We start from the raw sequence: 20,271 nt of genomic DNA, 5'->3' as shown, positions 1-20,271 counted from the left end.
GGACGATTGCACCATCGGGTCCGCGGGCGCCTCGGCGTCCGCCTGAGCTGCAGGAGGAGACGATGCGCGACGAAGCGGAACCAGGCGCGAGCGGACGGACGGCGCGCTCGCGGCGGCAGCTCCTGGCGGCGGGGACCGCTCTCATCGGCGGCAGTCTCGCCGGAAGGGCGATCGCCGCCGAGACCGGAGGCGAGGAGACGCCACCCCACGTGCCGCGCTGGATGAAGGAGCCAGGCGCCGATGTCGGCAGCCAGCCGTACGGCCAGCCCTCGCCCTACGAGAAGGACGTCATCCGCAACATTCCGAAGGGCGGCAAGCAGTACACCTCGTCGGCCAGCCGCACGCCGTTGCAGGATCTCGACGGCATCATCACGCCGAACGGCCTGTTCTACGAGCGCCATCACGGCGGCATTCCGGAGATCGATCCGGCGGCACACCGGCTGATGATCCACGGCCTCGTCGAGCGCCCCCTGTTGCTGACCATGGACGAGCTGCGCCGGTTTCCGACCGAGTCGCACATCTACTTCCTCGAATGCTCCGGCAATCCCGGCTTCGAGGTGATCAAGCAGGGCAAGACCGCCTCCGACCTCGTCGGCCTCGCCAGTTGCTGCGAGTGGACCGGCGTGCGGCTCAAGACGATCCTCGACGAGGTCGGCGTGAAGCCCGAGGCCCGCTGGGTCGTCGCGGAAGGGGCCGACGCCGCCGCGCTCGCCCGCAGCGTCCCGCTCGCGAAGTGCCTGGACGACGCGCTCCTCGTCTTCAGCCAGAACGGCGAGCGGCTGCGCCCGCAGCAGGGCTATCCCGTGCGCCTTCTGCTTCCCGGCTTCGAGGGCAATATGAGCGTGAAGTGGCTGCGCCGCCTCAACGTCGTGGCCGAGCCCGCCTATTCCCGCGAGGAGACCTCCAAATACACCGACTCGATGCCCGACGGCACGGCGCGCCAGTTCACCTTCGTGATGGAGGCGAAATCGATCATCACGCGCCCCTCCGGCACGCAGCGGATCGCCGAGGGCTTCAACGAGATCACCGGGCTCGCCTGGAGCGGACGCGGGCGCATCACCGGGGTCGAGGTCTCGGTCGATGGCGGCGCAACGTGGCAGTCCGCGCGATTGCAGGAGCCTGTGTTGAACCGGGCCTTCACTCGCTTCCGCCTGCCCTGGACCTGGGACGGGCAGCCCGCGACGATCCTGAGCCGCGCCATCGACGAGACCGGCTACGTCCAGCCGAGCTTCGCCGACCTGACCGCGATCCGCGGCATGAAGTCGTTCTACCACAACAACGCGATCGTCCCCTGGCGGATCGCCGCCGACGGCGAGGTATCGAATGGCTACGTTTAGGCTCGCCGGGCTTCTCGCGCTTCCCTTCGCGCTGCTCGCATCCTCGGCGCAGGCCGAGGGCCGCTTCGGCTTCGGGCGGGTGCCGACGCCGGAGGAGATCGCGGGTTGGGACATCGACATCGACCGCGACGGCCGCAAGCTGCCGCCCGGTCGCGGCAGCGTCGCGCAGGGCAAGGCGCTGTTCGAGGCGCAATGCGCCGGATGCCACGGCGCGAAGGGGGAGGGCGGCATCGGCGACCGGCTGGCCGGCGGCCAGGGCTCGCTGGCGACGCCGAAGCCGGTCAAGACGGTCGGCAGCTTCTGGCCCTACGCGCCGACGCTCTACGATTATATCCACCGCGCCATGCCGATGAACGCGCCGCAATCGCTCAAGCCCGACGAGGTCTACGCCCTCGTCGCCTACGTCCTCAATCTGAACGGCCTCGTGCCCGACGACGCGGTGATGGATGCCGGAACGCTTCCCAAGGTGACGATGCCCAACCGTGACGGGTTCGTGCCCGACCCGAGGCCCGACGCCCGCTGAATAGGGCACGGCGCGAGACGCGCCGCGCCTTGAGGCTCAAGCCACGCGTTGCGGGCGCATGTCGGCGCGGTCGATGCCGGCGACGACGACCGGCTTTTTCATCGCGTCGCGGCGGAAGGGCTCGCCGAGCTCCTGATTGAGCATCACCTCGATGAAGGTCGTGATGCCCTCCGCCTGGGCCTCGCCCGCCTGCTGGATCGCCTCCGTCAGCGCCCGCTGGGTCTCGACGCGCACGCCGCGGAAGCCACACCCCTCGGCGATCTTGGCGTAGCTCAGCTTGGTGTCGAGTTCGGTGCCGACGAAGTTGTTGTCGTACCAGAGGATCGAGTTGCGCTTCTCGGCGCCCCACTGGAAGTTGCGGAAGATCACCATGGTGATCGCCGGCCACTCGTCGCGGCCGATCGAGGTCATCTCGTTCATCGAGATGCCGAAGGCGCCATCGCCGGCGAAGCCGAAGACCGGCACGTCCGGGCAGCCGATCTTGGCGCCGATGATCGCCGGGAAGCCGTAGCCGCAGGGGCCGAACATGCCCGGCGCGAGGTATTTCCGGCCCTGGTCGAAGGTCGGGTAGGCGTTGCCGATGGCGCAGTTGTTGCCGATGTCGGTCGAGAGGATCGCGTTCGCGGGAAGGCCCGCCTGGATCGCCCGCCACGCTTGGCGCGGCGACATCTTCTCACTCTCGCGCTCCCGCGCCTCGACGTTCCAGCATGTGCCCTCGTCGTCGTCCTCATGGTCGAGGGAGGTCAGGGCCTGGGCCCAGGCGGATTTCGTGCGGTGGATGAGCGCCCGGCGCTCTTCGCGGCCGTCATCGCCGGCGTCCGGCGCAAGCTTATGCAGCAATTCCTGCGCGACGTGCTTGGCGTCGCCGCAGATGCCGACGGTGATTGGTTTGGTCAGGCCGATCCGGTCGGCGTTGATGTCGACCTGGATGATCTTGGCGTCTTTCGGCCAGTAATCGATACCGTAGCCCGGCAGGGTCGAGAACGGATTGAGACGGGTGCCGAGCGCCAGCACCACGTCGGCCTTGGCGATCAGCTCCATCGCCGCCTTCGAGCCGTTATAGCCGAGCGGCCCGACGGCCAGCGGATGCGAGCCCGGGAAAGAATCGTTGTGCTGGTAGCCGCAGGCCACCGGCGCATCGAGCCGCTCGGCCAGCGCGACGGATTCTTGGATCGCGTCGCCGATGACGACGCCTGCGCCATTCAGGATGACGGGGAACTTGGCCGTCGAGAGCAGCGCCGCGGCTTCCGCGATCGCATGGCGCCCGCCGGTCGGCCGCTCCAGTCGGACGATCTGCGGGAGCGCAATGTCGACCTGATGCGTCCAGAAATCGCGCGGAATGTTGATCTGTGCCGGGGCACAGCCGCGCCACGCCTTCTCGATCACCCGGTTGAGCACCTCGGCGACGCGGCTCGGGTCGCGCACTTCTTCCTGATAGCAGACCATGTCCTCGAACAGGGCCATCTGCTCGACCTCTTGGAAGCCGCCCTGGCCGATCGTCCTGTTGGCCGCCTGGGGCGTCACCAGCAGCATCGGCGTGTGGTTCCAGTAAGCCGTCTTGATCGCTGTGACGAAGCCGGTCACGCCCGGCCCGTTCTGGGCCACCGCCATCGCCATCCTGCCAGTCACCCGTGAATAGCCGTCGGCGATCAGCGCCGCATTGCTCTCGTGCGCGCAGTCCCAGAAGGTGATGCCGGCCCTGGGAAATAAGTCGGAAACCGGCATCATCGCCGAGCCGATGATGCCGAAGGCATGCTCGATGCCGTGCATCTGAAGAACTTTGATGAAGGCCTCTTCGGTCGTCATCCTCATGGCGCACTCTCCCACCCTGGTTCTGCTGGTTTGTTGCGATCGGCCGCTCGTCGGCCCGGGCGGCGCCGAACCCGTTGGGGTCGGGTGCCACTGGGCGGGCAGACCCACGTCCGCCGCATTCTCAGTCAGACGACACCTAACGCCCCACCGCGCCGTTCCGCAACGAAAATCTCGTTTTTTTGCTTCAAACATTCAGGAAATCGGAATAAGATGCCAATCATCATGGACGACGCCGCCGAATCTTCACCTGCCCTCAAGGCGTTCAGCCTTCTGGAGATCGTCGCGGGGATGGATCACCCGCCGACGCTCGCGGAGCTGACGGAAGCGGCTAGCCTACCCAAGCCGACGCTGCACCGCTGGCTCACCATGCTGGAGGGGGCCGACCTGCTGCGGCGGATGCCCGACGGCCGCCGCTACGAGTTGGCGGCCCGCGCGACCGCGCTCGCCTTCGCGATCCTGTCGAACAATTCCGGCTCGACCCAGCGCCACCAGATCCTCGAGCGCGTGGTCGGGCGGCTCGGCGAATCCTGCAACCTCACGGTGCTGGAGGGCAGCGAGGTGATGTATCTCGACCGCGTCGAGGCCGCCGCCCCCCTGCGGGTCGCGTTCCAGAAGGGTTCGCGAGTGCCGGCCCACGCCTCGGCGAGCGGCAAGCTGTTCCTGGCGATGATGCCGCCGGCCAAACGCGATCGGCTGATCGGCGCACTGACGCTGGAGCGCCACACTGCCAACACGCTGGCCGACGCCGAGGCATTGCGGGCCGAACTCGGCCGCATCCGGCGGGACGGCTACGCCTTCGACGACGAGGAATTCCTGTCCGGCCTGTTCTGCGTCGCGGTGCCGATCTTCGACCGCAACGGGCGCGACTGCATCGCTGCGCTCGCGCTTCAGGCGCCCGTGGTGCGGGTGTCACGCGCGAACGCCGCCGAGCACCTGCCGACCCTGCGCGAGGCAGCCGAGTCCCTGGCCGTCACCCTGCGATAAGCGCCGAAGGGGCGCCACGAGAGGAGACCTTTCCATGACGCCCTCGAAGGACGCCGCCATCCTGGTCCTGAACGCCGGCTCGTCGAGCGTGAAGTTCGCGCTGTTCGCCGCCGGCACGCTGCAACCGCTCTGCCGCGGCGGCATCGAGGGCATCGGCAGTCGGGCGCGGTTCGGAGGCGCCGTAGGGGCGCAGGCGCACCTGTTCGAGGGGGGCCTGCCGGAGGACAGTACCCACGAGGCGGCGACCCACTGGCTGCTCGACCGGATCCGCCGCGCAGACGGCATTGCGCTCTGCGCAGCCGGACACCGCATCGTCCATGGCGGCCCGGATTTCTCGGCGCCGGTGGTGATCGACGAGGCCGTCATGACGGCCCTCGAAGCCCTGATCCCGCTGGCCCCGGCGCACCAGCCGCACAACCTCGCAGCGATCCGCGCCGTCCGAAGCGCGTGGCCGGACCTGCCGCAGGTCGCCTGCTTCGACACCGCGTTCCACCGAACCATGCCGCGGCTCGCCCAAATCTTCGCGATCCCGCACGAACTGACGGACCAGGGTCTCGTCCGCTACGGTTTCCACGGCCTGTCCTACCAGCACGTCGCCGACGTGTTGCCGGACATCGCCGGCGAGCGGGCGAAGGGCCGGGTCATCGTCGCGCATCTCGGCCACGGGGCAAGCCTCTGCGCCCTGCACGAGGGACGCAGCGTCGCCACCACCATGGGCTTCACCGCGCTCGACGGCCTGATGATGGGCATGCGCTGCGGTGCCATCGATGCCGGGCTCGTGCTCCACCTGATCGAACAGCGCGGCATGGCGCCGTCCGAGGTGTCCGAGATCCTGAACCGCCGCTCGGGCCTGCTCGGCGTCTCCGGCCTCAGCAACGACGCCCGCACCCTGCTGGCGAGCGACGATCCCCGGGCCGCCGAGGCGCTCGCCCTGTTCGCCTACCGCGTGGTGCGCGAGGCCGGCTCGATGATGGCGGCCATGGGCGGCCTCGACGCCTTCGTCTTCACCGCCGGCATCGGCGAACGCTCGGCCCAGATTCGCTCGGCCATCGCCGAAGGCCTCGCCTGGACCGGCCTCCGCCTGGATGCGGCCCGCAACGCGGCCCACGACACCCGCATCAGCGCCGACGATTCGACGATCCCCGTCTACGTCATTTCGGCGGACGAGGAACTGCCGATAGCCCGCGCCGTGATCGCGCGACGGCTATCGGCCTGAGGCTGTCCGGGCCGGAAGCCAAACTTCACGAGGATTGGGTTCGGCTGCGTGCCGCCTTCGCGTTCACGGTCATGGACGAGATCAGCCGCAGAACGGAGAGCCGGCCGAGCGCTCGAACGGGACGCTCGATGGAGGTTCTGCACGCCCCTCGCTCCGACCTAACGACAATGCGTCAGGCGACTTGCATCGAACCTTCCGTGCCGGGTCTCCTACTATGGGTATGCGGTGCACGCTGGTCGATCAGCGCGGGTTTGCCCAGCAAGTACCCCCTGAACAGATTGGCAGCTTTCCTCGGCCGGGAAGCGCAGTTCAGCCGGCGTTTCCACCCCCTCCGCCGCGACCGGCAAGCCGAGACCACGACCAAGTTCCAGCACCGAGAGTACGATGGCCTTGGCCTGCTCATTCTCATCGACCGCCTGCGGGGGGCGTCGGGGCCATCGCCGTCCAAGTCGCCAAGGCCATCGGCGCGCGGGTCCTGGCGACGGCGCGAGGCAGCGACGCTGCGCTTGTCGAACAACTCGGCGCCTCGGCCGTCATCGCTTTCGAGCGCGAGGACGACGTGGACGCCGTCAATCGCCTGACCGAAGGTGGGTTGGGAGGTAGCGACTTCAGGCATGACAGGCTCCGAGCGTCAGGAACTCGTCAGGTGGAGCCCGCTACCGCCGTCAAGCCCAGCCTCGGATGACGGCTCGCTGCAGCATCAGAAGACCTTCGGCCAAAACCACCGAGTGGTTGCTTGGAGCCCAGTAGCTGCCATCGAGATGGAATGGTTGGTCCGGTGGGCCTACTGTAAGGTAGTTGGCGTCCTCTGGGGGATCTGAGGCTCCGCGGACCGGTCCCGGCGGGGGCGCCGCCACTACCAGCCGAAGGGCGGGGGCACCGGCCCGCGATAGGCTTGGGCTGGGACGTCTGCCGAAAGGCGCTCCGGCCGCGGTGCTTGGACTGGAACCGGCGGCGGAGGCGCCGCGGTCCCGCCCGCCCCCCGGTCGGCAGAGGCCGTCACGCGCTCGCTGAGGAAGCGCGGCTGATCGAGGGAGGTCCCCCCCTGGCCGCTCGGCCGCGGCACGGCGAAGCTCTGGCCGACTTCGCCCGCCGCGGCACCGGCCTGGGTACGCGCCACCTCGCCAGTCAGGTATTGCGGAGGCCGCTCCGGCGCAGCCGTGACGAGTGTCCGGCTGCTGTTGACCGCGACTGGCGCGGGCGCCGGCAGCGGGGAGATCCCTGCCGAGGCTGGAACCGGGGTGGGGGCGGACTCCTGCGGCTCGGCTGCCCGCACGATCCGTCGGCGGGGACGGGGGGACCAGGGGGCTGCGTCCTGGCTGAAACCCGTACGGATGGTCAGGCGCTCGAGGTCAGCGAGGAGCAACTCCGGGGTCGTCGAGTCACGATGGCAGTGCTCGACGCGAAGGGACGCGGCAACCTCGCCGCCGGTCCAGCCGAGCCCGCGATCATAGTCGCGCAGGTTGTCGATCCATTGCCAAGCATAGGCGCAGCGGGCGCTCAGGGCGACGCCGAACTGACCGTAGCGATTGCGGATCGGCCGCCGGACGATGCGGTAGCTCCCCTCAGAGGCGAGCTGCGCGAGTTCCCCGGCGATCCCGGCGCGGGTGGGCTTGTCCATGGGCAGGCCGCCGCGCTCGCCGGTCCGGAGCATGATCTCGATCCGACTCCGGGAGTTCGGCCCGTCGAGGGAGATCCGCTGCCGACGGCCGTTGGCGTAGGTGGTCTCGTCGACGTTCGTGACCGCGCCGCTGCGCGGCAGCGACATCAGCGGGCCGCTCTTCGCAGGTGGTCGCGTGTCGAGCGCGCTGAAGAACCCGTCGGGCATCGCGCGGCTCGCGCTCGGCCTGTCCTGGGTCGCGGTGCAGGCCGGCAGCGCGAGGCAGAGGAGGGCCAGTTTGAGGCCCATCCAAGTCAGGCGCCGGGCCCGGGCCGTGGGGGAGCAGAGGTCGGTCATCATTGTCCCAGGGAGCGGGTGTCCGGCCGCGCGCCGGCGGGATTGACGTCGAAGGCGCCGAACCGGTCGGCCTCGCCTCGGGAGGCCGGACGCTGCGCGCCCGCTCGGGGCTCGGCCGCTGCCTCGGCCTGCGCTAAGGTGCCGACCGGCGGAGAGCCGCTGCCGATCTGGAAGCTCGGCCGGTCGGTGCCGTTCCAGCCCGGGAGCAGCGTGTAGCCGTAGCGCTCGTAGGGCATCGCCGCGACGCCGACGACGCGCCGCGCCACGAGCGGCGGCTGCGCGAGACGGGTCGGGCGGAGATACTCGCCGTCGCGGGCGGGATCGGGCGCGATCGAGCCGCCGGCGAAGTGGAGCGGGTTCTCGGCCGCCACAGCGACGGGGAAGTCGGTCCGCTTGACCGCCACCGGCTGGACGGCGGCCGTGCGCCCGGCACTCGGCTTGGGCACCCGCGTCGGCCCCGCCGCGCTCGCCACTTGGATGACGGGCGCAGGGGCGGCGCGCGCGGAGCAGGGCGTGGGGTCGCCGGGCTGCACGTCGGCGGGAAACGCCTGCTCGACGACCTTCGGAAAGAGGCCGTCATAGCGGTTCAGGACCTCCAGGTACTCGCGAGTGCGTTTCAAGCGGGCGAGGGTCAGCGCGTAGCCGAGGATCACGGGCTCGCGCGGCATCCAGGCCGCCGCGCGCTCGAACCACTCGAGCGCGGTCTCGTACTGGCAGGAATTGTAGGCGTACCAGCCGAGCGCCTGAGCGCCCTCTCCGGAGGAGGCCGCCAGCACGACCTTGGCGAAGCGGTCGGTGCGGTGCGGTTCCAACGGCACCGCCGGCGACTGGGTCAGGCGCCTCGCCATCAGGTCGATGTACAGGATGGTGTTCTCGAGGGAAGGGCCGCGCCAAGCGAACGCGACCTCCTCGGCCTCGCGCTCCTGGCCGATCTCTATCAGGCTGAGGGCGAGCCCGTGCGCCACCGTCGAGTCGCCGCCGCGGGCGATCGCGGCCTTGAACCAATCCAGCGCCTCGCGGAACTGGCGGCGCCGGTGGGCGTACCAGCCGAGCATGCTGATCTGCCCGGCGTCGCCGAGCCTCCGCGCGCTCTCGCCGAACGACGCGAGCTCGGCGGGCGGGACGCGCATGTCGGTCTCGCCGTGCAGGAAGGCGGCGATGCGGGAGCGGGTGATGTCGCTCTGGATCGGCTTGAACTCGCTCGACCCGTCCGCGGCCGCACGCCCGAGCGCCAGCAGCGTCTCGACCTGGGCCATCGGCAGGTTGGCCATCGCCTTCTGGATGGTCGCGAGGCGCAGGGCGGTCTCGCTCTGACGCTCCAGGATGCCGCGGTAGACGCTCGCCGCCGCGGCGGTCTGGCCGATGCGCGCGTAGGCCTCGGCTACGTACCACGCGATGTCGATGTCGGGCGCCTGCATGGCGTCCGGGTCGGCACCGATGCGGGCGACGATCTCGGCCCAGGCCCCGCTCTGCGCGGCCGCCTTCACCTCGCTGCGGAAGGTGCCGCGGCCGAGCTTGCGCGCGAGTTCCTCGGAGGGCTGCCAGTCGGGATCCAGCGCCCGGCGCGCGGCGATCGAGGCGCGCAGGTCATCGAACCGCCCGGCCGTGAAGAGATCCCAGAGCGGCGCCTCCTCGGGCGGGCTCGGCTTCACGGTGTCGAGGTCCGTCGGCACGATCCAGTTCGGGTATCGCCGCTGCAGGCGCCGGATCTCGGCCTGAACGCGGTGAGTCTGGCCGTTCGCCGCGTAGTAGCGTAGGGCGCTCTCGTCGATGATCTCCGTCTGGAGCGGCGTCGCGGGCGTCGTCTCGAGGATGACCGGCGCGCGCCGCTCGGAGGGCTGCAGCACCACGGAGGTGCCGGGCCGCGCCGGAAGGGGCTGCGCCGCGGCCGGTCCGGCGCAGCCAAGGCTCGCCCCGAGCAGGATCAGCAGCGCCGTGCCGCCGCGCCGAGGCCGGAAGGCCGGCTCTAACGCCCAAGGCATGTCTTGAACCTCGTCTGCACCGCGACGAGCGCGAGAAGATGCAGCGTCGCCGGGTAGTAATTCTCGGATTTGGCCGGGGCCGTGAAGCTCGCCGGGAGGGCCTCGCCAGACACGGCGCAGGCTTCGAGGGCGGAGAGGGCCTCGTAGCCGGGCTCCTGCATCCACTCGACAGTGTGGCCGCCGGCGGTATCGACGATGGGCAGGCCCATGCGCTCGCGCGCGCCCCAGGTCTGCGAAAACGGGGCGTGGAGGCGATGGTCGGTGATGCCCGCCCAGGCGAGGTAGAGCGGGATCCGGATGCTGTTGTAGGAGAAGACGGCCGGGAACCCCGCGGCCGGCTTCGGCGCTGGGTCGCGCAACGAGATCCACTCCGTCGGCAGCTTGGAGGGGCCGAACTGCGCCTTGGCCAGGAGGTCGAGCCCGCTGCGGGTCACGGCGGCCCAGTCGATCTCCCCCGCCACGGTCGCGAGGCGCGGGAACGCGGGGAAGATCCAGTAGGACAGGTTCGCGACCGGCCCGTCGGCACGGTCCTCGGCCGAGAAGCCGGACATGCCGGGCAGCAGCGGCTGGCTCGCGACGCCGAAGAGGATCGTGCGCCGGCCGATATCGACGGCCATCCGCCGCGCCGCTGCGCGGTAGCCCATGTCCGACCAGGCGTCCGCGGCCTCGACCAGGGCCCAGGCGACGAGGATGTCGCCGTCCGTGGCGTTGTTGGTGTCGGCGACGCCGGGGCGCTTGTCCGGTTCCCAGCGCCAGGCGAGCAGCGAGTCGTCGCGCACCATGAGGTTGGCGCGCGTCCAATTCCAGATCCGCTGGAACGCGTCGCGGTCGCCGGCCGCCACGGCGAGCAGCATCCCGTAGCCCTGGCCCTCGCTGTGGCTGATCTGGCCGTTGCCCGTGTCGACGACCCGGCCCTGGTCGGTGACGAAGCGCGCCTTGTAGGCGAGCCAGGCCGAGGTGTTGCCGAGGGCATTGAAGAGGGGCGAGACGCTCTCGGCCGCCGGCTCGTCGCGGCGCGCCTCGGCGGGGGCCGCGTCGCGCGGGGGCGCGGCCGGCTCGGCGACGGCCTGCGCGCCCAGGAGGCCGAGGGCGAGCGAGAGGCAGAATCGGGTCCGGCTCACGAGGGTTCTCCCGAATTCGTGTCGCGGGTGGGTCCGTCCGGACCGCGCCCGCCGGCACTCGTCCGCCCGACGCCGCGGAGCATCGCGTTCGTGCTCAGGCCGAGCGCGATCGCGGCGGCGAACAGCGCAAGGACGTAGATCGAGGGGTTCATCGACAGCCAGCCCGCGAAGACAAGGCGCAGATTGGCAAGGTTGCGCGGCTCGGTCTCGAGCAGGCGGGAGCGCTTCGCCTCGTAGGTGCTGATCGCGCCGTCGTTGGCGTCCAGAGTCGCGATGCGGCCTTGCAGCCTGCTCCACAGGACTGGGCTGCTGAGGCAGGTGACCGAGGCCTGGAGGAGGGCGGCGTTCGGCGCCGTGAAGACCGTCACTACAGAGCCGAGGCCCTCGCCGTCGACGCCTTGGCCGACCACGAGCGACGCGCGCGAGCCGATCTCCACGGGCGGGTCCTTCACCTGCCCCTTGACCCAAGCCGCGGCGTCTTGGAGCGAGGCCTGCGCTGCGTCCCCGATCTGGCCCGCCATCGCCGAGACCTGATCGATGAGCGAGGGAGCGGTCTGCAGGGTGGCGTCCCAGGCGGTCGCGATGTCGGCGGCCTCGTTGCGGCTCCGGGACCCGGCGAGGCGCGGGCGCTGCGTGGCGAGGGCCGCGACGCGGGCGTGGGCGGCGGGCAGCGCGCAGGCCGGTGGCACGTTGTTCTGCAGTCGCTCCAGGCTCATCCCGTCCGTCTGTCCGGGCGCGCTGGCGAGCTTCGCTGCCTCCTGCCCGGGCGGGACCGGCGCGGGCTCCGCGCGGCCCTGCCAGATCTGCCGGAGCTGGTCGGGCTCCAGGCCGATGGTGCGCAGGAGGGCTGGGTCGAGGGCGCGGGCGGGCGCCACCACGACGGCCGGGGCATCGCGGTCGGCGGGGCGCTCGGCGCTCAGCGAGAAATCGATGACGCGGTCGGCGGCGATGGCCATCTGGACCGCGATCGTCGTGGCCGCGCCCATCGTGTCGCGGTCGGGCGTCGGCACGACGAGCCAGGGGCGCTTAGCGGACCGAGCGTAGGGCAGGCCGCTGCTCGCTGTCGCGGCGAGATCCGGCACGCGCAGGGCTCTGGCTAGGGGCGGCACCTTCAGTGTGCTGGTATTGAGGAACAGGAAGCGCTTCTGCTCGTCGCTCGGATTGGCGGTGTCGCAGGTGCGGTCGGACTCGGTCGCCAGGAGCGCCTTCACGTCGACGTGGTTGCGGCCCGGGCGCCAGAGGTCGAGCGGCAGCGCGATCGGCTCGCCGCGCAGGCGCTCCCCGGCCGTGTTCGGCAGCGGGACGCTGGCGGCGTTGCGGCCGTTGATGTCCACCATGATCTGGGCGCCGACCTCGAGGCCCGGGGCGTAGCCGCCCTCCAGCGCCAGCTCGATGCGCGCGTAGTCCGCCGGCACGAAATCGGCCGGCAGCGTCAGGTCGAACCCGGAGCGGAACAGGCGGCCGGTGAACTCGCGGTTCTGCAGGCCGAACGTGTCGAGCCGGATGATGTCGCCGCCGCGCACCGGCACGCCCTTGGCGAGGGCCAGCACGCGCAGCCCCTGCGGGCTGCCGACGGGGGCGTCGAGGCCCTCGCGGCGCTTGAGGGCGACCACCCCCGCGTCGAGGTCGTCTCCGTCCGCACCGGTGATGACGAGCGTCGCGGCGCGTCCGTCCTTGGCGGCGTGGAAGCTCAGGGGCGCGCCGCCGACGGCGCTGCCCATGTCGAGGCCGGGCACCGCCCGTAGCTCGTCCGCCGTCCCGACAACGAGGTTGATGCCGGCCGGACCCGTCAGGAGCGGCCCGTACTCGACGACGACCTGCGAGAAGCGCCCGACGAGGGCGAGCTGCTGGACTGCCCGGATGATGCGCTCGAAGCTGGCGGGGGCGGGACGTCCCGGCAGCACGACGCGGATCGGGACGATGCCCTGGCCGTTGGGCGGGACGGCCGGCAGGTCACGCAGACTCGCCACGGCCCCGGTCCCGGGCGGCAGGATGAAGCCGGTCCAGGAGGGGTCGATCTGGGTCCACAGCTCGAAGGTCGCCGGCAGCGAGCAATCTACCCGGTGGCGCTGGACGCCGCCGAGGCGGACCGCGTTATAGCCGGGCTTCAGGACGCCCTCGGGCACATCGAACTCGATCAGCTTCACGGCGCCCGGGGCGTTGATCTGGGCGCGCCCGATCACCGTGTCGTTGACGGTCGCGGTGATGAACGACGATTCGGGCATGACCGAGATGGCGGCGAGATAGCCGATCCGGAAGCGCGCCCGCTCGCGAACCTGCGCCTCGGTCAGGAAGACAGACCATTGCAGGTTGCTCTCCTCGCCCACGAGGCGGAGGTTCTCGCTGATGCTGGGCAGCGGCCGCTGCGGGATGGGCGCCGCTGGCTGGACGGCGGCGACCTCGGCGCGCGCCGGCCGCTCCCGCAGCGGGGGCGCGACCGAGCTCGCGCCCGGGATCGGGGCGGGGAGGGGAGCCGGCCGCGCGGAGGCGTCCTGCTCCGGAGGCACCACGAGGACCTGTGGGACCGTGCGGCCGAGGAAGCTCTGCGCATCGGCCTGCTCCGCCGGGACGAGAGCGAGTCCGGCGGCAAGAAGGGCGAGGGGCGCTCCAAGGGCCCGCCGCCGGGACCGGCCGGCGGTGAAGCGAAGCAGGGGCATGTCGACCGTCAGCCATCGCGGGGGGAGGGGAAACCGGGTCATGGGCTGTCGCTTCGTGCCGTCAGCCTGCCGCCGGTTCGGGCGAGGGGGCGAGGTCCGCCGACCGCCGCTGGCGGTTGCGCGCGAGGGCCTCGTTCTCGGCATTGACCATGAGTTGCAGCCAGGAGGGGGGCATTTCAGCGGCCGGCGCCTGCGCGGCCGGGTTCTCCGCCTCGGGCTCCGCGACCGGCTCCGCGGCGCGGGCCGCGATCGCGTCCGCGTTCCGGCGCGCGGTGCGGGCGGCGAGGGACTTGCGCATTGTGATGGTCTTGGGGACAGGAACCGGCTCGGCTTCGGCCGGCGCACGGCGGCGCAGGTCCGCGAGCCCGTAGGACAGCGCCCGGAACGGCTCGACCAGACCCCACCAAACGAACTGCGCGATGCCCGCGAACAGCGTCTTGTGCCGCCGCCGCGCCTGCTGGAAGCGCGTCATCGCCTCCGCGTCGCCGTACATCAGGTCGGCGAGGGCGAAATAGTCGCGCGGGCTGAGCCGCTCGAACTGAAGCTCACATACCGTCTCCTCGCCCGAGAGGGCGGAACTCGTGAGGGTCACGGGCATGGAAGGCCACGTGCCCACCGAGCTGCCGACCTGCTGCGGGACGATCGCGAGCGTCCCGGTGCTGCTGTCCTCGCTACGGCGGGTCGGGGCGATCGTGTCCATTCGGATCCGGCAGCGCTGGGCCGAGACCCGCTCCACCCGCACGTCGATGGCGAGGCCGTTCAGGGTCAGCACCGCCTGCCGGTCCACGGTCAGCGACGGGGTGGTCTCGGTCTGGCGCCGCTCGGCGGTGACTCCGAGGGCCGCGCCGGCCTTGATCACGTTGACGAGGTTCCAGAGACCGACGACCAGCATCAGATTGGTGATGCCCGGCTCGAACGCGTAGCGGTACGCCGCCAAGAGGCTGCCCGCGAGCAGGATCAGGTAGACGACGAAGAAGGGCAGCGCCAGCGGCGAGAGATGGTCCTGGTCAAGCGTGACGTTCTTGGCCGTGACGTTGAAGGTGGGCTTGCGCGGCGACAGGATGACGGCCGCCGTTGCCTTGATCAGGAACAGGCCCTGGACGTACTCGTACAGCTCCGAGACGAAGGGCCAGCGCACGCGGCCGTAGAGATAGTTCTGCATCATCAGGTTCACGATGATGTAGGTCGCCGTGTAGGCGATTGCCTCGTCAACGTTCGCGACGACGATCTTCATGTCGAAGAAGATGTACAGCAGCGGCGCGAACATGAAGACCAAGCAGGGTACCGGGAAAAACCAGTACGTCATGTTGGACATGTAGCAGAGGCGCTGAATCATATTCAGCCCGCGCTTGAACACCGGGTTCTTTAAAATCAGGATCTGCAGCATGCCCTGGCACCAGCGCGAGCGCTGACCAATGAAGTCGCGCAGGGTGTCGGGCTGCAGGCCGGCGATGAGCGGCTTGTCGACGTAAATGCTGGTCCAGCCGCGGCTGTGCAACTCGAAGGCGGTCTCGCAATCCTCGGTGATGGTGATGCCCGAGAAGCCGCCCGCTTCGTCGAGCGCCGTCCGGCGCAGGAGCGCGGCCGAACCGCAGAAGAACGAGCCGTTCCACTTGTCGAGGCCGGGCTGGCTGATCGCGTAGAACATCTCGTTTTCGGAGGGCATGCGCTCGAAGGTGCGCAGGTTCCGCTCGATCGGGTCGGGATTCAGGAAGGCGTGCGGCGTCTGCACGAGGAACAGACGCGGGTCCTGCGCGAAGTGGCCGATGGTCTCCTTCAGGAAAGAGCGGAAAGGGACGTGGTCGGCGTCGAGCACGACCACGATCTCGCCCGTGGCGTGCTTCAGCCCGTTGTTGAGATTGCCGGCCTTGGCGTGCACGTTGCGGCGGCGCGTCAGGTAGCGGACCCCGAGTTCCTCGCAGAGGCGCTCGAGGCCGACGCGGCGCGCCCGCGCCTCGGCGCTCTTGCGGGCGTCGGGGTCGGCGCATTTCTGGTCCGTCCCGCCATCGTCGAGGAGCCAGACCGTGAGCTTCTGCGCCGGGTAGTCGAGGGAGCGCGCAGCGGCGAGCGTCGTGGCGAGGATCGACGCGTCCTCGTTGTAGCTCGGCACGAAGATGTCGACCGTCGGGAGGTCCGCCTCGTTGCCGATCGGGGCCGGCGGACGCTTGAGCGGGTCGGCGTTGATGAACAGGCTGAGGAACAGGATGTATAGGTAGTAGAGTTCCGCCGCGAGCAGGATGAGCCCGGCGGTGAGGCTGATCGGATCTGCGGACCATGGCAGGGTCCGGGTGATCCGCCAGTAGAAATACTTGATGACGACCAGGCTTCCGATGCCAAGGAAGATGTAGTGCGCGGTCCGCCCCCGCGTGAACAGCCAGAGCGCCGTCATGACCGCGATGGCGCCGAGGCTCATCTCGAGCTGGACCGCTGTCCCCACCGGCTGCAGCAGGAGGCCGATGACCAGCGCGGCGGTCACGAACCAGGAGAGACGTGTGAGAAAGATCGGCATCGCCGCGAAGTCCTGACTCTTAATCCTGTCGTGCATGCCGGGGTCTGCAGCCCGAATAACGCACGATGCTCAAGATGTGAGATACTCTACCGGAGATTCGTGCAGAACGATGATCATATCGGCACAGGCGTTCCCAGGTGAACTAGAACGCGGCTCGTCCCTCGACACTGGTATAGTAGCCGCCCTTCTGCACACGGTCGCGTGCATAACCTGCGCCAAGCGAGAATTTCATTGGACCGACGGCGAATCCGGTCAGATGCGCGCCCAAGCGCCATTGGTTGAAGTAGGCGTCGCCGAGCAGCGTCCCCTCCGGTCCGACGAACACGCCGTCGGCGACCATGAAGCCGGCCTTCGCGCGCACGTAGTAGGCGCTGAACAGGGTCGAGTACGACGCGTTCGCGGCGAACAATGTGTTCTGCGTCGGGTTGAGCCAGAGGTCGGCCGCGACCTTCGCGCCGACGCCGGTGCCCACGACCGGGTTGCGCGGATCGAGGACCGAGAGCTCGTTGTTGCGGACGTTGAAGCCGACGTAGCCGGCGAGCGCGGCCTGATCCCAGATCCACTCGTAGCCGGCCAAGACCGACCCCTCCTGCTGGTCGCCGCGGACCCGAGACCCGGCGGTCGCCCCGGGATAGGAGTAGGTGCCGGCGATCGCCTGGACGCGGATACGCGGCCCGCTCTCGACCAGAGAGCCGGCCGGCGCGATCGTCGTCGTCAGCGCGCCGAAGGCGGAACTGTTCGAGGTGACGGTAGCCGCGCCGTCAAAGGCCACGATGTAATCGTCGGACTGGCCACCCCGCTCGGTGCCCGTGTACCAGTCCGCGGCTAAGGCGGGTGCCGCTGTCAACATCCCGAGCACGAGCGCGAGCGTCCAGGCGGTTCGGAGTCTGAATTCAGGCACGTCGAGGCTCCAAAACCTACAGATACCGCCAGGTTTCTGCGGCGCAGTATATAGAATTTTACCTAACCAAGAAGGTTAACGCAGCGCTTTGGCGTTGCCTGTGGAGCTTTAAACCATTGCGTGGCGTATTTGCATCAGCTTGCAGCGCGGCTGAATCTGTAGTTGCAGAGGAAAAACAAGAAGGTAACTTTGAATAGCCAATCATTACCGCAAGCGAATGGGAGCCTCCCGCGCGGATTACTTCCCATCGCTTCTGGACTGCGCGAGGACTGCATGACCCTCCCGGTTGCTGCAGGGTGCTTGTTTCCAGCTTAGGCTCTCCCGCATCAGGCCGCCTCCTGCTCGCTCCTATCTGCGCTTCGCGGGCGCAGGGCGGCGGCGAGCTCCGGCAGGCCGAAGGGCTTGTGAAGCTGCTGGAAGATCTGGGCGTTCGCCGGCAGGTGCCCGCGCGGGCCGGCCAGGATGGTGCGGATCCGCGGGTGCGTGCGGGACACGGTCGCGGCGAGCTGGAGGCCGCTCATGCCCGGCAGGGCATAGTCGGCCAGCAGGATGTCGAAGCCGCGCTGGGCGGACAAGATCTCCATCGCCTGGGCGCTCGAGGCGGCCTGGGTGACGGCGTGGCCGAGGTCGGCGAGGGCGCTCGCCGCGGTGGCCCGCAGCAGCGCGTCCGCTTCCACCAGCAGGATGGAGAGAGCGTCGGCGGCCCCGTCCGCCGCGGGCTCGGCAAGGGCCCGCCGCTCGCCGGCCGGGAGCCAGACCCGGACGGTCGTCCCTGTTTCCGCCGACTGGACGTCGACGGCCGCCCCGATTTCCTCGGCGAGGTCGCCGACCGAGGCGAGGCCGCGCCGATTGGTGAGATCGACCGGCGCCGATAGGGTCAGGCACAGGCTCGGCCGGGACGCGAGGAGGCTCGTCGCCGGCGGCTCGGCCGCCTCGACGACGAGGGAGACCCCGCAGCCGTCCGGGGCCGCCGCCTTGATGTCGAGGACGAGATTGAGGACCAGGATCTCGATCTGCCGCTCGCTGCACAACAGCGGCGGGAGCGGCTCGTCCAGCGACAGGCCGATGGTGATCTGCGGCGCGACCGAGCTGCGCAGGAAGTCGGTGAGATCGTCGAGGACCATCCCGAGATCAGTTTCGGCGAGCGTCGAGGCCTCGCGCCGGGTCAGAGCGGAGACGCGCCGCGTGAGGGCTGCCCCGTTGCGAGCGCCCCGCAAGGCCACGTCGGCGAGGTGGAGGGCCCGTTCCGGCAGGTCGTGACCGTGGCGCTGCAGGGTGCCGAGGGCCGTCATCACCACCGCGAGCGCGTTGTTGACGTCGTGAACGATACCGTCCGTGACCTGGCGCAGCAGCCCATCGCGCCGCCGCTCCAGAACCGGCTCGTTCGCTGTCGGCGCCAGCGGCCGCGCGATCGTCGTGACCGAGGCACCCGATAGGCTGGCGACGCCGACCTCGCGGCTCAGCACGTGCAGGCGCTCGCGGGCGCCGCCGTCGTCCAGCACCCGCGCCATGCGCAGGTGCAGACGCCGCCCGGACTGCTCGCCCGCCACCGGCAGCGTGCGCAGGGTCACGTCCTGCGGGGCCCCCCCTGCCGAGGCCGCCGATCGCATCGCCACGTGCATGAGGTTGCGGTCCTCCGGGTCGAGCCGGGCGACGAGGTCGTCGAGGGTGGTGGCGTGCTCGGAGGTCGTCGGCAGGATCGGCAGGACCGCGTCCGTCCACGTGACGCGCCCGTTCGTCAGATCGACCTCCCAGCAGCTCCAGCCGGCCATCGTCTTGAAAGCGCGGACGCGCTCGCGGCTGCGGACGAGTGCGGCGCGCGCGTCCTGCATCATCCGCTCGCGGCCCTTGCCGCGGGCGATGGCATCCGCGACGGCCTCGGCGAGGCTCTGCAACTCGCGGATGGGGAGCGCGGTGCGGACCTGCCCCGGGACGTCCCGCGCGCAGGATGCCTCGATCTGGCGCATCCGCCGGCCGACGAGGCCGCCGCCGATCCAGCCGGCGAGACCTGCGATGCCGGCGGCCAGGATCGCGAAGAGCATCGTCTGCGAGACTTGGTCGGTCGGTCCGGCGGCGCCCGGTTCCGGGGCGCCCCGGGCCACCAGCAGCCAGCCGAGGCCCGGCCGCTCGCTGCCCTCGAGGGGAGCGGAGCTCTCGAGGCCGCCCGGATTCGGGCGTCCGACCGCTGCGGCCCCGATCTGCAGAACGGTGCGGCCGCTCGCGTTCAGCACCGCGAAGGCGATGCCCGCTCCCGCCTCACCGAGGCTACGGCGGGCGAGTTGCGCCGCGTCCTCGATCCAGCGGGGCGTCATCTGGATCGCCACGACGCCGCCGCCGCCGGGCACGGGCGCGCCGACGATGACGTTGCGCGGCGCCTCGGTGCCGGCGCGGCTGTTCTCCGAGGCGTCGGCGGCGGTCACGCCCTGCAGGCCGCGGGCGAACCAGACGGCGCCGGAGACGTCGGCCCCTACGAGGCTCCCGCTCGCCGTCGCCCGGACCCGCCCGGCCTGATCGGCCACGAGGATGTCGGTGTATTCGGGCCGCAGGCGCCGCCAAGCCGCGAGATAGGCCGAGAGGTCCGCTGCGCGGTCCGACCGCACGACGCGGTCGTCGAGGGCGCCGAGGCCCACGTCGCGGCCGACGTCGCGCAGGGTGCGGCCGAGATGGTCGGCGAGCAGCGGTGCGGCCCGCTCCAAGACAGCCCGCATCGCGTCCGAGCGGGCGGCCTCGGCCTGGCGGTGCGACTTGTAGAGGGTGACGCTGCTGCCGAGACCGACGGCCAGGGCGAGGGTCAGGCTTGTGAGCGCGCGGACCGACACCGCAATTCGAGGTCTCGCCATCTGTGGTCGCGCTGCCAGAAGGGGTGGAAGTATCCATGGGGCGATGGTGCGCCGCACATCGCAACCTAAATTCCTAGATGAAAGTTAATAAGTGGTTAACGACCCGATTTGCTCACTAATCGCCTCATTGCGGTGAGCCTAAAAAACAGGCGGCACGTCCAGGAATTCAGCACGTGAGCGATGATTTCCGATGCCATTTCAAGTTGGCTAAAATGCCGAAACAGCAACATTTGGAAAGGGCCACGGAGTGCCTGCCTTCGCGGGCAGCTACTACTTCCGCAGGACCAACCCCGGGCGTTTGACGGGCTGGAACTTACTGAAAGTGTTCGGCGCGAATTCGTTGACCTTTATCGGCCGCGGATCTGTTCGATGCAGGGTAGGAGCGCCCGTGTTTGTGTTGCGCGCTTGCGTCGATCGCGGTCCCACCGCCCG

The 20,271-nt window shown here is 70.0% G+C and carries 13 protein-coding genes; 5 read left to right on the top strand and 8 right to left on the bottom strand.

Annotated features, from left to right (window positions below; genetic code table 11):
• The first annotated feature begins 62 nt into the window (after positions 1 to 62).
• Together soxC and ABS772_RS05650 are read left to right on the top strand one after the other, a co-directional pair.
• Entirely contained in the window at positions 63 to 1,337 is a 1,275-nt protein-coding gene (gene soxC / locus ABS772_RS05655) for a sulfite dehydrogenase (RefSeq protein ID WP_350392895.1), read from the top strand.
• Positions 1,324 to 1,860 (top strand): c-type cytochrome, encoded by a 537-nt coding sequence (locus tag ABS772_RS05650; RefSeq protein WP_350392894.1) that lies wholly within the window; start codon positions 1,324 to 1,326, stop codon positions 1,858 to 1,860. Before soxC ends, ABS772_RS05650 begins: the two co-directional genes overlap by 14 nt.
• A gap of 36 nt (positions 1,861 to 1,896) precedes the next feature.
• Here ABS772_RS05650 and xsc read toward each other — a convergent pair whose 3' ends face one another.
• On the bottom strand, positions 1,897 to 3,672 hold the full coding sequence (xsc, locus tag ABS772_RS05645; RefSeq protein ID WP_350392892.1) for a sulfoacetaldehyde acetyltransferase: 1,776 nt from the start codon (positions 3,670 to 3,672) through the stop codon (positions 1,897 to 1,899).
• Positions 3,673 to 3,882: 210 nt separating this feature from the next.
• On the opposite strand from xsc, the gene ABS772_RS05640 reads away from it, so the two are divergent.
• From ABS772_RS05640 to ABS772_RS26400, 3 genes are all read left to right on the top strand, one after another.
• Positions 3,883 to 4,656, top strand: coding sequence for an IclR family transcriptional regulator (locus ABS772_RS05640; RefSeq protein ID WP_350392890.1), 774 nt, complete (start codon positions 3,883 to 3,885; stop codon positions 4,654 to 4,656).
• Between the two features lie 34 nt (positions 4,657 to 4,690).
• Complete coding sequence (locus tag ABS772_RS05635; protein WP_350392888.1) at positions 4,691 to 5,872, top strand: acetate/propionate family kinase; 1,182 nt, start codon at positions 4,691 to 4,693, stop codon at positions 5,870 to 5,872.
• A 214-nt stretch (positions 5,873 to 6,086) separates the two neighbouring features.
• On the top strand, positions 6,087 to 6,557 hold the full coding sequence (locus ABS772_RS26400; RefSeq protein WP_407942965.1) for a zinc-binding dehydrogenase: 471 nt from the start codon (positions 6,087 to 6,089) through the stop codon (positions 6,555 to 6,557).
• A gap of 171 nt (positions 6,558 to 6,728) precedes the next feature.
• Here ABS772_RS26400 and bcsN read toward each other — a convergent pair whose 3' ends face one another.
• The 7 genes from bcsN to ABS772_RS05590 form a co-directional block, all read right to left on the bottom strand.
• Positions 6,729 to 7,781, bottom strand: a complete 1,053-nt coding sequence (gene bcsN / locus ABS772_RS05620; RefSeq protein ID WP_350392885.1) for a cellulose biosynthesis protein BcsN — start codon at positions 7,779 to 7,781, stop codon at positions 6,729 to 6,731.
• 47 nt (positions 7,782 to 7,828) lie between these two features.
• Positions 7,829 to 9,811, bottom strand: a complete 1,983-nt coding sequence (locus tag ABS772_RS05615; protein ID WP_350392883.1) for a hypothetical protein — start codon at positions 9,809 to 9,811, stop codon at positions 7,829 to 7,831.
• Complete coding sequence (locus ABS772_RS05610) at positions 9,796 to 10,932, bottom strand: glycosyl hydrolase family 8 (protein ID WP_350392881.1); 1,137 nt, start codon at positions 10,930 to 10,932, stop codon at positions 9,796 to 9,798. Before ABS772_RS05610 ends, ABS772_RS05615 begins: the two co-directional genes overlap by 16 nt.
• Positions 10,929 to 13,589, bottom strand: a complete 2,661-nt coding sequence (locus ABS772_RS05605; protein WP_350392880.1) for a cellulose biosynthesis cyclic di-GMP-binding regulatory protein BcsB — start codon at positions 13,587 to 13,589, stop codon at positions 10,929 to 10,931. The genes ABS772_RS05610 and ABS772_RS05605 overlap by 4 nt, the downstream gene beginning before the upstream one ends.
• A 61-nt stretch (positions 13,590 to 13,650) precedes the next feature.
• Positions 13,651 to 16,098, bottom strand: coding sequence for a UDP-forming cellulose synthase catalytic subunit (bcsA, locus tag ABS772_RS05600; RefSeq protein ID WP_350392878.1), 2,448 nt, complete (start codon positions 16,096 to 16,098; stop codon positions 13,651 to 13,653).
• A gap of 142 nt (positions 16,099 to 16,240) precedes the next feature.
• Entirely contained in the window at positions 16,241 to 16,948 is a 708-nt protein-coding gene (gene bcsS / locus ABS772_RS05595; RefSeq protein ID WP_350392917.1) for a cellulose biosynthesis protein BcsS, read from the bottom strand.
• Between the two features lie 377 nt (positions 16,949 to 17,325).
• On the bottom strand, positions 17,326 to 19,818 hold the full coding sequence (locus tag ABS772_RS05590) for a response regulator (RefSeq protein WP_350392876.1): 2,493 nt from the start codon (positions 19,816 to 19,818) through the stop codon (positions 17,326 to 17,328).
• Positions 19,819 to 20,271: the final 453 nt, after the last annotated feature.

The sequence above is a fragment of the Methylorubrum podarium genome, from assembly GCF_040270385.1.
Classification (GTDB): Bacteria; Pseudomonadota; Alphaproteobacteria; order Rhizobiales; family Beijerinckiaceae; genus Methylobacterium; species Methylobacterium podarium.
Note: the sequence above shows the minus strand (reverse complement) of the source record. Positions and strands in the feature narration are given on the sequence as shown.